The sequence below is a fragment of the Providencia sp. Marseille-Q8014 genome, assembly GCF_965112055.1.
This window is the reverse complement of record NZ_CBCOPT010000001.1, coordinates 2,463,823-2,476,985: the sequence shown is the minus strand read 5'-3', so window position 1 is coordinate 2,476,985 and position 13,163 is coordinate 2,463,823. Positions and strand designations below refer to the sequence as shown.

Below are 13,163 nucleotides of genomic sequence, written 5' to 3'. Positions count from 1 at the left end.
ATAAAATTTTCATATAATAAAAATTGGAATGTATATTTCATTGATGTATACCTATGTTATCACCATGTTAATAATTGGTGAAATTTAAACACATCTCTATTCATAATCAGTGGAAGGGCAAAATGAAAAATATCATGAAATTAACCGCGCTGGTTGCTGTACTTGGCTTGTCATCGCATGCGATGGCAAAAAATGAACAAATCGTATTTAGTCCACCAACACTGGCAAGCCCATTTGAAGTGCATATGCAAAAATCGGCGGTGAAAGTGGCCAAGGAACTGGATGTGAATATTCAAGTCTTGGATGGACAAGGTAGCTCACCTAAACAAGTTGCGGACATCGAAAACGCCATCACGCGTGGCGCACAAGGTTTCATTGTTTCACCCAATGATGTTAATGCTATCGCTGATGCCGTCGTTGAAATTCAAAATGCAGGCCTACCCGTTGTGACTCTGGACCGAAATATTAATGCTGAAAAACCTGTACCGCATTTTGGTGCCAATAATTATAAAGGCGGTTATGCCATCGCAGAGTATGTTAAGCAGCAGTTTCCTAATGGTGCTGATTTAATCTTAATTACAGGCCAACCAGGCTCCTCTTCTAACATTGAACGGACAAAAGGTATCCGCGACAGCTTAAAGGCAGGGGGGAGTAAATACCATTTAGTTGCAGATCAAAATGGTAATTGGATGAGAGCAGAAGGTATGAGGATCACGGAGAGCTTATTACCATCCTTACCCAAAAAACCGGATGTCATTCTCTCTGCTAATGATGATATGGCACTCGGCGCGATTGAAGCATTAAGTGCACAAGGATTTAAACCGGGTGAAGTGCTAGTGACAGGTTTTGATGCAAGTCCAGAAGCGCTTAGCCGTATCAAAGAGGGTTGGATGGCAGTAACGGCCGATCAGCGGGCAGGGTATGCAGTGAAAATGGCGATGGAACAATTGGTGAATAATATTCGCGATAAGCAAGAAATCACGGGGGCGGATTACCAACCGACCATTATTAGCAAAGATAACCTTGAACAAGCTGAACGTATTGGTGAATTGAAATAGTTACTTAGCATTATTCGGGGCTCTACGAGCCCTGTTTTCCTGAAAAGGAGTTTTTATGTCAGAGCCATTACTTAAAATTACTAATCTTGCCAAAAGCTTTTCAGGGATCTGGGCATTAAGCCAAGCACAGATGACTGTGATGCCAGGAGAGGTACATGCTTTATTGGGTGAAAATGGCGCAGGTAAATCGACCTTCCTCAAAGCATTAGCAGGGGCTCAACCGCAAACCAGTGGCGATATTTGGTTTAATGGTGAAATGTTGTCAGCCGTAGACTCTCCAATAGATCGTCAACAAAAGGGCATTATCACGATTTATCAGGAGTTTAATCTCCTTCCCAATATGACAGTAGCTGAAAACATGTTTCTCGGACGTGAAGCGCTTAAAATGCATTGGATGGTGAATGAAAAGGTGTTGAATCAAGAAGCTAAAGCGATTCTTGATTACCTTCAATTAGCGATTTCGCCAACGACTCAAGTCGCACGGTTAAGTGTGGCTCAACAGCAGATGATTGAAATTGCTCGAGCGTTAACCCTTAACGCTAAGCTTATCGTGATGGATGAGCCGTCTGCTGCACTAAGTGATACAGAAGTCGAAAGTTTACATCGTGTTGTCAGAGAATTGAAGAATCGAGGCGTAAGTGTCATCTATGTTACACACCGCCTACATGAGGTGTTTCAAATCTGCGATAAATTTACCGTGTTTCAAGATGGTCGCTATACGGGTTCAGGTAATGTGGCAGAAACAACCGTCCAAGAAATTATCCGTATGATGGTAGGCCGTAACGTTATTTTTGAACGTCGACCAGCGAGTGAAACCTATCATCGTGATAAGCCTATTCGTCTATCGATAAGGCACTTATCTAAAGCTAAGCCTCCACTCGACCCGCACGGTATTGCGCTTCATGATATTAGTTTTGATGTGCATGAAGGTGAGATTCTTGGCATTGCAGGATTAATGGGGGCTGGCAGAACTGAGATTGCACGTTGTTTGTTTGGGGCGGATAAATACACCACTGGGACGTTTTTTCTCGATGGAGAACCATATCACCCAACAACGCCAATGAATGCGTTAGACAAGGGAATTGCCCTGGTTCCTGAAGACCGCAAAAAAGAAGGTGCGGCATTGGGGCTGTCGATTCGCTATAACCTTTCGCTTTCCGCCTTATCCCATCTATTAAAAATGGGATGGATAGTGGATACCAATAAAGAAAACGCCTTGATAGACAGTTATCAGCAAGCACTACAAATAAAAATGGCCAGTAAAGAGCAAGAAGTGCGTAAATTATCGGGCGGAAATCAACAAAAAGTGATTCTTGCACGTTGTATGGCAATGGATCCAAAAGTATTAATTGTGGATGAGCCAACCCGGGGAATCGATGTTGGTACCAAATCAGAAGTGCATCAGGTCATTTTTGAAATGGCTAAAAAGGGGGTTGCAGTTATCGTTATTTCGTCTGATTTACCTGAAGTTATGGCTATTTCAGATAGGATCATCACATTAAGTGAAGGGCGATTAACTGGAGAAATGACGGGTGATGATGCGACAGAAGAAAAATTAATGACGATGATGGCGATTTGTCATCAAAATTTATCAGCAGAAGCTGCCGTATAAGAGAGGTTAATATGTTGCAACAACAATCTTCTACGGCAGTTAGCCGTAAAAAAATAGATTTTATTGCATTTTTCGAACGTTTTGGCGTATTGATTTTCATGGTACTGCTGGTGCTCTTTTTTCAAACACAAAACAGTAATTTTCTCACTGAACGTAATATTACTAACATACTCACTGAAGTCTCTATCTATGGAATTATGGCTGTTGGTATGACACTCGTCATTCTGACAGCAGGTATTGATTTATCGGTGGGATCGATATTGGCTGTTTGTGCAATGACAGCGGCATTCGTGATTAAAGGTGACAATTTAGTTGGTTTAGATCCGAATGCATGGGGGGGAATGAGTTGGTTAGTGGGATTAGCTATCTGCCTAGCAGTAGGAACAGGCATTGGTTTTTTACACGGTCTCGGTATCACTCGATTAAATATCCCCCCTTTTATCGTGACATTAGGCGGAATGACAATTTGGCGTGGTTTAACGTTAGTGATTAATGATGGCGCACCAATATCAGGTTTTGATGCCGGCTATCGTTGGTGGGGAAGAGGAGAATTATTAGGGATATCGGTGCCTATTTGGATTTTTGCGTTAGTGGCATTAATCGGTTATTTGGCTCTGCATAAAAGTCGTTGGGGACGTTTTGTTTATGCCGTGGGTAGCAACCAAGAAGCCGCACGATTGGCTGGAGTGAATGTAAAACGCGTTCTCGTGAGTGTTTACGTGGTCATTGGTTGTTTAGCTGGTCTGGCGGGGTTTGTATTAAGTGCTCGTTTAGGGAGTGCTGAAGCTGTGGCAGGTATGACGTTTGAGCTGCGTGTGATCGCCTCGGTCGTGATTGGAGGGACATCATTAATGGGAGGATATGGGCGTATAGGCGGGACAATAATTGGCTCAATCATCATGGGAATATTAATTAATGGTCTAGTTTTAATGAATGTCTCAGCGTATTACCAGCAGATCATTACAGGTTTAATTATTATTTTAGCTGTTGCTTTTGATACTTATGCGAAAAATCGCCGAGGGGCGAGTTAAATAATTAACCAATGATGATAGTACAAACACCTTTTTAAATGAATAAAAAGGTGTTTTTTTTATCATAAAATAAAGTTAACCTTATAAATTAGTTTATTTTCAATTTGTGGATGTCGTTATATTTTATTTTATGATTAGCACTTAGTGAGGTTTTAAGTATATATATTTTCTCTCTCACATAATTACGCCATGAAACTAATTAGTTTAATTTCATTCACTTATGTTTTATTGCTGCTATAATACTATCGTTATTTTAGCTTCCCTATGGAAAGAAAAAAATAACACCATGTGGTCAACACTGACTATGTTTTTGATATTCAGCATATCGCTGAATTTAAATGTTGTAGTTAAGGAGTCGATAATGGTAAGTAATAATACAGCACGTCGCTTATTAGGAATGCCTTATAAATTGAGTCGTTCTAAAAAAAATATGCGTGTTTCCATCATTGCAAAAGAAAATGCAACTCAACAACTGCCTGCTGAGTTACAAAATAAATCAGTAGTTGCTGCATTAAATAATAAAGCGACAGAGAAAAAAACATATCATTCAACGACAGTATTCTATCCAGAATATGTTATTAGTTAATTGAATGGATGTTAACCCTCTGGCATCGCTAGGGGGTTAAAGAACAAAAAAATAATCATTTTGATATGCTGATTTACTAATAGCATACCTGTCTTATTTCCCCCAACATATTGATTGTGAGATAAATATTCAGTTTTAACGTGATTTAACGAGTCAACATGTGATGTGGTAAGCGTTTCTACATCACGAATAACATCGAATATTAAGATATTTCCGATGAAAAAATAGCAGAACTTGGTTACATTAAATTAGCTCATAAATATAAAAATTAACTAGGTATCTCTATTGATAAACTTCAAATATTTATTCTGCTATTTTTGTCTTATTATTGTGACAGGCTGTTCAACCGGATTTAAAAAAGATGAAGAAAGTAATCGGCTAAAGTTTAGCATTCAGCAGCCGAACACCATACCGATTAAAGAGTCGGTAGAAGTGCTGGCCGTCTCTGATATGTTACCTGGTGATATTTTATTATCTTCAGCAACAGGACTGAATTCATGGGGGATCCGACTATTCAGTATTAGCGGTGTTAGCCATGCATCAATCTATTTAGGCGCTGGTGAAGTCGCTGAATCAGTAGGGAGTGGGGTGAGGATTATCTCTCTCGACCAAGCAATTGCGGATTCAAATAATATGGTCGTTTTACGGCAAGCAGGTTTAACCTCTATTCATGCGGATAAACTTCGCGAATTCTCAATGCAAAATGATGGTAGCAAGTATAACTATAAAGGTATTGTGATGATCGCCCCTTGGATGCTCACTAAACGTGTTTGTGAACTTCCCTTTATTGGCCAAACAATACGTAATTTTTGTTTAAAAACGCTTGCGACAGTACAACTAGGTGATGATGTTGATCAAGCGAATGGTTTCTTTTGTTCGCAGTTTGTCCTAGACGCATATAAATATGCGGGGCTGCCTTTGTTTGAAGGTAATTCTGCATGGATAACGCCAGCAGATATTCTGCATATGCGAACAGGAGATGTTCCAACCTTTGTGCCAACTCAGCGCTTAAGTTACGTTGGACATTTAAAATCATGGAGCTTTTCCAGCGCAATTAGTCGGAAATAATGCAGGACGCCAAACGGAGTATTGGCGATATTTATTGAAAAAAAAGGCCAACTCAGAGAAGTTGGCCTGCTAAAACTGGAAGCAATGTGAGCAATGTCGTTTACGAAAGCTTGAGTAAATTACTCAGGTATTCGTTAGGTAAAAGATAACCATTCTCATTTAATAAATCAACCCCTTTTTTCTGTGTTAACATGATTTTATTTTCTTACGCATTAATCAGTCTTAAAAAAAACTGAAATTTCAAGTTGTTACCTTTTGACGTTTTTATGCGATAGGTTTTAAATTCTAAGAAAACAATGGGTTTATAAAGAAATTATTCGTTATACTCAGCGGAATGCATTTGTGAAACCTCATATACAGGTTATGGTTTAATGAGAAAACTACGTGTCGGCATTGTTGGTTTGGGGGCTATTGCACAGAAAGCCTATTTACCTGTGCTCAGTAAAACTGAGAATTGGCAACTTATGGGGGCTTTTTCGCCTAACCAAGCGAAAGCGAAAATCGTTTGTGACAGTTATCGTATTCCGTTGTATTCAGGCATAAAATCACTAGCAGCAGACTGTGATGCGGTTTTTGTTCATAGTAGTACCTCAAGTCATTTTAGTGTGATCCACAGTTTGCTATCGGCGGGTGTGCATGTTTATGTCGATAAACCACTCGCCGAAACCCTGACTCAATCAGAACAGCTTATTCATTTAGCATATAAACAAAAACGCTCGCTGATGGTTGGCTTCAATCGACGTTTTTCACCTTTTTATCAGCAGCTAAAACAACAAATTAATCAGGTCTCTTCGATACGGATGGAAAAGCACCGTAGTGATAGTGTTGGCCCTAACGATGTGTGTTTTACTTTGCTTGGTGATTATTTGCATGTAGTGGACACCGCTATTTGGCTGGCGGGAGGCCATGCGTCGTTAGTAAGCGGTAGTATTAGTACGACAGCGAATCGAGAGTTATTTTACGCTGAGCATCATCTTAATGCTAATCAATGCTGGATAACGACATCAATGCATCGTCGTGCAGGAAGTCAACAAGAGCAAGTCTCGGCCATCTGTGATGGTAGTGTTTATCAAGTGACAAATATGAATCATTGGGTCAGCGAAAATCAACAAGGTGTGATACAAAAACAGCCTTCTAATTGGGACTCGATATTAGTGCAGCGTGGCTTTGATGGCGCGATCCGTCACTTTATTGAGGCAGTAAGCCATAATACGCCACCGGATATTAGTGGAGAGCAAGCCATATATGCGCAACAAATGATTGAAAAAATGTGGTCTATGGCTGAGTCGCGTTTGAGATAAGCGGAAGGGATTAACCGCAAACAGTTATATGATAATTGCGCTATAAAAATTATTCCGTTTAGGTTTTTCAGCGCATGATGTTGGAGAAGGACGTTATTACTCAATTCTTGGATCCTAAAAATACATTCGTTGGATTAACAATTACACGATGGCTAAAAGAATAATCGTTAATCATTTGTAGCGGTAGATCTCATTTATCTTGTTGTTTTAGAGACATTCTTGAGTATTCGATTATAATTTTACCGTTAACTTAAATTTTATTTTCTATCAGGAGGGGTATATGTATAAAACGATTCTGGTTCCTATAGATCTCACCGAAGATGAACTAACAAGTAAAGCTGTTCGTCATGCGGTTAATTTAGCCAAACAATCAGGTGCAAAAATTCACTTGATTCATGTATTGCCAATTTCTTCTGCGATTATTAATGCATACGCGCTGGGTTATATGGAAATAAAAGACCGAGCAACGGTTAAAGCAGAAGAAGATATGAAAATGTTAATGGACTCCATTGATTTACCTATTGCCGATGTCAGCTATACCATTACGTTTGGCTCACCTCGTGATGAAGTCATTAATACAGCGAAAGATATTAATGCAGATATTATTGTCATCGGTTCGCGCCGTCCTAATATATCCACTCACCTCTTAGGTTCAACAGCCGCAGGAATTGTTCGTTACGCAGAAACTTCTGTATTGGTTGTCCGTTAATATTGACCGTGAGCCTATGCTAATGCTTAGGCTCATGGAATTGTTCACTAGGCTTTCTTTTTATTTTATTCATCGTTAAATGATGATTTACGATTAGATTCGTATTTTACTGTTATTCACCTAATGCATTGAATGTTATAGTTCAACCTGATTATTGTTATTTCTATCGGGATGGTAAACGTATTTATGGAAAAGTTTTCTCAAGAAGTGCTGAGAATTGAGCATTTCGTATTAAGGGTATTACGATTCTATTTTATATCATTACTGGTTTTTTTCCTTGGGCTATTACCGGGTATTCTTGGTTTTTATGTTATTGAAGGACATTCGTTAATGGAGTCGATGCTTAACGCATTATCGATGTTAAGTGGTCAATCAATAGAACCAGCGCCAATAACTCAAGGTGGACGATTTTTTATTGCTATTTATGGCTTATTTTTACAGAGTGTGTTCATTATCAGTATTGGTTTAATTGTCACGCCTTTTTTACACCGTATTTTGCATAAATGGCATTTAGAAGATAACTAGTGTCTTGATAAAATTGTGAACTCGATTTTACAAATAGTCTGGTAGCTCACGGCAGTTTGATTTTATTAATACTATACTTTTAGTGAACAAAAATGATAAGCATCCAACAGTGTCTCCTTGTTATCAGAACTTAGTCATAAATGGTTTAAGTGACTGATAACAAAAATATAAATAATTAATGGGGGTATCGCATGTATAGTAAAATTTTGGTTCCTGTAGATATTTCTGAGGATATTCTGACAGATAAGGCATTAAAACATGCAATTTATTTGGCAAAAGTGTCAGGAGCAAAAATACATCTTTTTCACTCAGTTCCCGATGTATCAAGATTTTCGATGAGCTATAGCTATCATTATGATCTTTTATCTTCATTCGCCAAAAAAGCGGTTGAACGCTCAGAAGAGCAGTTAAAAGAAATTATCGCTAAGATCGATTATCCGCATGAAGATATCTCTTATAAAGTGGCTTTTGGATCGCCGCGCGATAAAGTACTCGCGGAAGCGGAAGAAATTGGCGCTGACTTAATTGTTATTGGCTCACGTAACCCTAGTATTTCAACACATTTATTAGGCTCAAATGCTTCAGGTATTGTTTCTTATGCGACAATCTCTGTGTTAGTCGTGAGATAATATTATTAAGGGTAAGACCAGTATGATACTGGTCTTACCCAAGTTAAGTTAATGTAATGGCATATTGAGAGATAATATATTGTTACGTTAACTCGAAGGGCATTTATCCCCATATAAGTGAAGTGCTATGGGTATAAAAATAAAACGATTATTTACCTTCTACGGCTTCTTTCGCTTTTTTGATTGCTTCAATACCTTGTTGACAAGCTTGTTCTTGAGCTTCTTCAGGGTAATCAGCAAGTGCTTTTTTGGCATCTTCCAATTGCTGTTTCATTTCAGAAATTCTTTCTTTCACATTAGGATCACTTTTGTACTGCTCTTCCGCCTGTTTAACAAGCGTATTCATTTCTTGAAAATAAGTATCACAATTTTTTCCTGCATTCGCGCTAAATGCAGTTAATGCCGTCAATATCCCGAAAACAACTGGAAGTAATTTTTTCATAATTTATTCGCTTTTTTGATGTAACAATAAGCCGAGAATAGCATCCCATATTCAAAAAGACACCTCCTCCATCAATCAATATTTTCAGCAGAAGGTGTTTTTTAAGCATATTAGGAATAATCTGTAATATTGGCATTATCAAGATAGCATAAATTGCATAAATATTAATGAGAATCATTATTGACTCACTGAACTTTAAAAGTGTACAGTTAAGTACACTTTTAGTCATGAAGGAAATAAGGTATGCAGAATAAAATAGTGATTGATACGACGGAATGGCCTGTTTGTGTCATAAAATCATTCCCTGAAACAGTGGATGAGACTCGTTTATGGCTAGAGGAGATGGATCTCTTATTAGCAAAAAGAATGCAATTTGCGTTAGTTTATCCACCCGTTAAACAGAAAAAAGGGAAAGCTTCAGATGAGCATATCGCCGCGATGAAATATGTCCGCCGTTGGTTAAAACATGCGAGAGAACCCATGTTAGAACATTGCCGAGCCATGATTGTGACATTACAACCTGATGCAAGTGATAAAGAAGATATGGAACAAATGGCGCCGTTACTTTCTGCTTTATATGGACCTGAGGTATTGATTGAAAATGACACCGCCGCAGCAAAACGACGTGCTACGGCATTGGTCGCATCATGACAGGTTATTGGCTAATTTTTCGAATATAACTGGCGATGATATCTACGGAAAGCGTAATTTGCTTGGAGATAAATTCATCGCTAGGTTTAAAGTTAGAGACACAGAAAGTTTTAATAAAAACATCGGCTTTTAACATTTCTAAAAATCGAGATGAGATGCTTAATAATGTTTGTTCATCGACTTTGACTTCAGGTAGGCTGAGCAGCTTTTCAGTTAATAGCCGATAGCTACGAACAGGGCCCTGTTCGAAAAAAGCATGGCTAATTTCAGGGAAACGATTATATTCTCCGAGGATTAACCGATATAAACCAATAGATTGTGGCTTGATCACATTTAATAAAAAGCGAGCGCCATAAAAAGATAAAATGGATTCAATAGTCTGTTTGGTCGGTGTGCTGTCATCATCATCGGTGAAAATATCATCAATCATAGACTCAATAACGGCAGCAAATAATCCTTCTTTATCTCCGAAGTTTTTATATAAAGTCGACCGAGAACCTCCCGCACGCTCAATTATCATATCAAGCGTTGTTCCTTCAAACCCATATTGAATAAAAATATCAGAGGCTGCACTGATTAATGCTTTATTACGGCGCTGTCCTTTAGGGGTTTTGGCAGGAAATGGGCTATTCATGCAATGTTTATCCTAGAATTATGATTTTTTACGATTAATTTTAACTATTCTTAACACGAAAGATGCAGCTAGTGCTGACTAATCATGCTTTAACCTGAAAGAGATCATGATTCAGGCTATTATTTCTCTTTATGATATTGTCAAAGATTATCATGTTTAAATAATTATCTGAATAATGGCGCTGTATTCGAGGGGAAGGGGAATGAAAGGATATGCAAGTGATGAGTGGCAGGGGGAGCATGCCGTATCTGAGATGCAAAGAGAAATCACACGATTGTGTATGCAGTGTGGCCTGCTATTGCTTCAGCATGGTGCCGAAAGCATGTTGGTCGAACAGTTAACAACTCGTTTAGGTATCGCTCTAGGCGCAGATCAAGTTGATAGTGCTATTTCTTCAAATTCATTGGTTTTGACAACCATCATTAACGACCATTGTTTAACTTCTACTCGACGTATTATTGACCGTGGAATTAATATGCATGTCGTCACGGAAGTACAGCATGCCGTGATATTAGTTGAGCATCATTTACTCGATCGTAAACATCTACAGAAAAAGTTATCTTCTATAAAACCGCTACGCTATCCACGTTGGATAATGGTTTTAATGGTGGCACTATCTTGCGCCTGTTTTAGTAAATTAAACGGTGGGGGATGGGATGGTTCACTAGTGACCTTTATTGCGAGTGGCTGCGCCATGTATATTCGGCAGGTACTCACTTCTCGACAAATGAATCCATTAATTAATTTTTGTATTACTGCTTTTATCGCCACTTCCGTGTCAGGCTTATTACTTAAAATGTCTTATTTTGCACCGACGGCAAGTATTTCTATGGCAGCAAGCGTATTGTTATTAGTACCTGGTTTTCCATTAATTAATGCGGTAGCAGATATGTTTAAAGGACATGTTAATACCGGACTCGCCCGATGGACGATGGCCAGTTTATTGACGCTTGCGACCTGTATAGGTGTTGTTATTGCAATGGCTGTGTGGAATTTAAGGGAATGGGCATGAGTTTTTTATTCGCACTCTTAGAAGATATGTTGCTTGCGGCAATTCCAGCGGTTGGCTTTGCAATGGTATTTAATGTGCCGGTTAAGGCATTAAAATATTGTGCTTTGCTCGGGGCTATTGGCCATGGTTCCCGTATGACCATGATGACGTTAGGTCTCAATATTGAATGGGCAAGTTTTATTGCTGCTATTCTTGTTGGGGCGATTGGGATCCAATGGTCAAGAACGTGGCTTGCACACCCTAAAGTATTTACTGTGGCAGCAGTTATTCCCATGTTTCCTGGCATTAGTGCTTATACAGCCATGATCTCTGTTGTAAAGATTTCTCATTTAGGCTACACCCCCGAATTATTTGAAACATTGGTCACTAACTTTTTAAGAGCTTCATTTATTGTTGGCGCTCTATCAATCGGATTATCCCTTCCTGGTTTATGGTTATATCGTAAGCGCCCGAGTGTATAACATTGAATAGAAACCTTTGGCAAATATAATATTGCTGAAGGATTCTATTATCTTCGTTTTTATAAAAATATTGCAATTGATAAAATAGATGTTAAAGCTATTTAATTAGCTTTTATTATTAAATATTCGATTAATTAATAGACAGACACTACCGACGATTAAGATAATTGTGATTATCAAATTGCTTTAATATCAGTATATGATGCCCTATTGGGAGTATTCTTTAATTGTAAAATAGTGTGCCTCTAATATTCATTCACGACAAAAAAGCTTATATTTAGCTAACTGAAGCTGCGTTCAGAAAATATGCAGTATATTACGGGATGCAGTAAAGCATCTATGTTAATCGTTTAATCTTAAACCATCAGTGGTGTTATTTTGAGTAGAACAGATGTTTTTTGGTGCCCAAAATGGGTGCTATCATTTTTATTATTGTTATTTACATTCCCACTTATCGCAGCTCCAGCTACATTTGATGAAGCAAAAGTCTTAAGTAAAACCAAAGTGTATATGGATCAAAACCATCAAGGAGAGGGAACGCTATATTGTGGATGTGAATGGAACTGGGCAGGAAAAAGTGGGGGGGTAGTCGATTTAGCCTCATGTGGTTATCAAGTGCGCAAACAACAAAATCGAGCGCAACGCATCGAATGGGAGCATATTGTTCCAGCATGGGTTTTTGGTCATCAAAGACAATGTTGGCAAAATGGTGGGCGTAAAAATTGTGTGTCAACAGATGCTATTTTTCGCAAAATGGAAGCGGATATGCATAACTTAGCACCATCAATAGGTGAAGTTAATGGTGACCGTAGTAATTATAGTTATGCTCAGCTACCCGCAAATGCCGCGTATGTTTATGGACAGTGTCGTAGTCGGGTGGATTTTCAACAGCGCGTTTTTGAACCTCGTAATGAAGTCAAAGGGCAAGTTGCACGTGTCTATTTTTATATGCACGATCGCTATAATCTTTCCATGTCTCGTCAGCAGCAGCAATTATTGATGGCTTGGGATAAACAATATCCACCGAGCCAATGGGAAAAACAACGTGACCAACGTATTGCCGCAGTGATGGGACACCATAATCCATTCGTGACAGGAGAAATGAAATGGGAATTAGGGCATAAAAATAGCGGGCAAGGGATAAAGACACCCGAAAAGGCGTCATCACAACCAATGACAAAGGCATTAAAAGCGGAAACGCCTAAAGCCACGACGCAGGTAAAAGGAAATCGTAATTCGCATAAATACCATTTGTCACATTGTTCTGGTTTTAAAACCACGGCAGATAAAAATGCGGTAATGTTTGTTGATGAATCTGCGGCACAAGCTGCGGGATATGAATTAGCAGGTAACTGCAAACCTTAACGTCATCAGGTAAAGGGCATTTTAGTTTTATCTTCTCAGTAAAGGATCCCCCAATTATATTGGTTGGGGGATTTTTACG

At 38.7% G+C, this 13,163-nt stretch carries 15 protein-coding genes; 13 read left to right on the top strand and 2 right to left on the bottom strand.

From position 1 onward, the window contains the following. Positions 1-134 precede the first annotated feature (134 nt). From ACWPW6_RS10855 to ACWPW6_RS10815, 9 genes are all read left to right on the top strand, one after another. On the top strand, positions 135-1,058 hold the full coding sequence (locus ACWPW6_RS10855; RefSeq protein ID WP_375097497.1) for a substrate-binding domain-containing protein: 924 nt from the start codon (positions 135-137) through the stop codon (positions 1,056-1,058). A gap of 55 nt (positions 1,059-1,113) precedes the next feature. Then, positions 1,114-2,670 carry a sugar ABC transporter ATP-binding protein gene (locus tag ACWPW6_RS10850; RefSeq protein ID WP_154622583.1) on the top strand — a complete coding sequence of 519 codons (1,557 nt, stop codon included), beginning with the start codon at positions 1,114-1,116 and terminating at the stop codon, positions 2,668-2,670. Positions 2,671-2,681: 11 nt separating this feature from the next. After that, positions 2,682-3,701: an ABC transporter permease gene (locus ACWPW6_RS10845; RefSeq protein WP_154622582.1), complete on the top strand. Its 1,020-nt coding sequence runs from the start codon at positions 2,682-2,684 to the stop codon at positions 3,699-3,701. 361 nt (positions 3,702-4,062) lie between these two features. Beyond that, positions 4,063-4,287, top strand: a complete 225-nt coding sequence (gene sra, locus ACWPW6_RS10840; RefSeq protein ID WP_249998845.1) for a stationary-phase-induced ribosome-associated protein — start codon at positions 4,063-4,065, stop codon at positions 4,285-4,287. 285 nt (positions 4,288-4,572) lie between these two features. Then, on the top strand, positions 4,573-5,355 hold the full coding sequence (locus tag ACWPW6_RS10835) for a YaeF family permuted papain-like enzyme (RefSeq protein ID WP_154622118.1): 783 nt from the start codon (positions 4,573-4,575) through the stop codon (positions 5,353-5,355). Positions 5,356-5,726: 371 nt separating this feature from the next. Continuing rightward, positions 5,727-6,656 (top strand): Gfo/Idh/MocA family protein, encoded by a 930-nt coding sequence (locus ACWPW6_RS10830; protein WP_249998844.1) that lies wholly within the window; start codon positions 5,727-5,729, stop codon positions 6,654-6,656. A gap of 280 nt (positions 6,657-6,936) precedes the next feature. After that, complete coding sequence (locus tag ACWPW6_RS10825) at positions 6,937-7,365, top strand: universal stress protein (RefSeq protein WP_154622120.1); 429 nt, start codon at positions 6,937-6,939, stop codon at positions 7,363-7,365. Between the two features lie 186 nt (positions 7,366-7,551). Further along, complete coding sequence (locus ACWPW6_RS10820; RefSeq protein WP_154622121.1) at positions 7,552-7,890, top strand: hypothetical protein; 339 nt, start codon at positions 7,552-7,554, stop codon at positions 7,888-7,890. Positions 7,891-8,081: 191 nt separating this feature from the next. Then, on the top strand, positions 8,082-8,519 hold the full coding sequence (locus ACWPW6_RS10815) for a universal stress protein (protein WP_154622122.1): 438 nt from the start codon (positions 8,082-8,084) through the stop codon (positions 8,517-8,519). A gap of 148 nt (positions 8,520-8,667) precedes the next feature. On the opposite strand, the gene ACWPW6_RS10810 is transcribed toward ACWPW6_RS10815, so the two are convergent. Continuing rightward, the gene (locus ACWPW6_RS10810) at positions 8,668-8,961 is read right to left on the bottom strand and encodes a DUF5339 domain-containing protein (RefSeq protein ID WP_154622123.1); all 294 of its coding nucleotides are present in this window, start codon (positions 8,959-8,961) and stop codon (positions 8,668-8,670) included. Between the two features lie 243 nt (positions 8,962-9,204). Between ACWPW6_RS10810 and ACWPW6_RS10805 the strand changes: the two genes are divergently transcribed. After that, positions 9,205-9,612 (top strand): hypothetical protein, encoded by a 408-nt coding sequence (locus ACWPW6_RS10805; protein ID WP_163861954.1) that lies wholly within the window; start codon positions 9,205-9,207, stop codon positions 9,610-9,612. A 4-nt stretch (positions 9,613-9,616) separates the two neighbouring features. Here the strand turns inward: ACWPW6_RS10805 and ACWPW6_RS10800 are convergent, their stop codons facing one another. Further along, on the bottom strand, positions 9,617-10,246 hold the full coding sequence (locus ACWPW6_RS10800; protein WP_154622125.1) for a TetR/AcrR family transcriptional regulator: 630 nt from the start codon (positions 10,244-10,246) through the stop codon (positions 9,617-9,619). Between the two features lie 202 nt (positions 10,247-10,448). Between ACWPW6_RS10800 and ACWPW6_RS10795 the strand changes: the two genes are divergently transcribed. The 3 genes from ACWPW6_RS10795 to ACWPW6_RS10785 all read left to right on the top strand — a co-directional run bounded on the left by ACWPW6_RS10795 (position 10,449) and on the right by ACWPW6_RS10785 (position 13,084). Next, entirely contained in the window at positions 10,449-11,258 is an 810-nt protein-coding gene (locus ACWPW6_RS10795) for a threonine/serine exporter family protein (RefSeq protein WP_163861951.1), read from the top strand. Continuing rightward, positions 11,249-11,719 carry a threonine/serine exporter gene (locus ACWPW6_RS10790; protein ID WP_163861948.1) on the top strand — a complete coding sequence of 157 codons (471 nt, stop codon included), beginning with the start codon at positions 11,249-11,251 and terminating at the stop codon, positions 11,717-11,719. Before ACWPW6_RS10795 ends, ACWPW6_RS10790 begins: the two co-directional genes overlap by 10 nt. Positions 11,720-12,097: 378 nt before the next feature. Further along, on the top strand, positions 12,098-13,084 hold the full coding sequence (locus ACWPW6_RS10785) for an endonuclease (protein WP_410241965.1): 987 nt from the start codon (positions 12,098-12,100) through the stop codon (positions 13,082-13,084). Positions 13,085-13,163 lie beyond the last annotated feature (79 nt).

Bases quoted from the DNA above. Each gene is read 5' to 3' on its own strand.
- ACWPW6_RS10810 (WP_154622123.1), bottom strand. From the start codon at position 8,961: ATGAAAAAATTACTTCCAGTTGTTTTCGGGATATTGACGGCATTAACT.
- ACWPW6_RS10795 (WP_163861951.1), top strand. From the start codon at position 10,449: ATGAAAGGATATGCAAGTGATGAGTGGCAGGGGGAGCATGCCGTATCT.
- sra (WP_249998845.1), top strand. From the start codon at position 4,063: ATGGTAAGTAATAATACAGCACGTCGCTTATTAGGAATGCCTTATAAA.
- ACWPW6_RS10850 (WP_154622583.1), top strand. From the start codon at position 1,114: ATGTCAGAGCCATTACTTAAAATTACTAATCTTGCCAAAAGCTTTTCA.
- ACWPW6_RS10820 (WP_154622121.1), top strand. From the start codon at position 7,552: ATGGAAAAGTTTTCTCAAGAAGTGCTGAGAATTGAGCATTTCGTATTA.
- ACWPW6_RS10830 (WP_249998844.1), top strand. From the start codon at position 5,727: ATGAGAAAACTACGTGTCGGCATTGTTGGTTTGGGGGCTATTGCACAG.
- ACWPW6_RS10805 (WP_163861954.1), top strand. From the start codon at position 9,205: ATGCAGAATAAAATAGTGATTGATACGACGGAATGGCCTGTTTGTGTC.
- ACWPW6_RS10790 (WP_163861948.1), top strand. From the start codon at position 11,249: ATGGGCATGAGTTTTTTATTCGCACTCTTAGAAGATATGTTGCTTGCG.
- ACWPW6_RS10815 (WP_154622122.1), top strand. From the start codon at position 8,082: ATGTATAGTAAAATTTTGGTTCCTGTAGATATTTCTGAGGATATTCTG.
- ACWPW6_RS10845 (WP_154622582.1), top strand. From the start codon at position 2,682: ATGTTGCAACAACAATCTTCTACGGCAGTTAGCCGTAAAAAAATAGAT.
- ACWPW6_RS10825 (WP_154622120.1), top strand. From the start codon at position 6,937: ATGTATAAAACGATTCTGGTTCCTATAGATCTCACCGAAGATGAACTA.
- ACWPW6_RS10855 (WP_375097497.1), top strand. From the start codon at position 135: ATGAAATTAACCGCGCTGGTTGCTGTACTTGGCTTGTCATCGCATGCG.
- ACWPW6_RS10800 (WP_154622125.1), bottom strand. From the start codon at position 10,246: ATGAATAGCCCATTTCCTGCCAAAACCCCTAAAGGACAGCGCCGTAAT.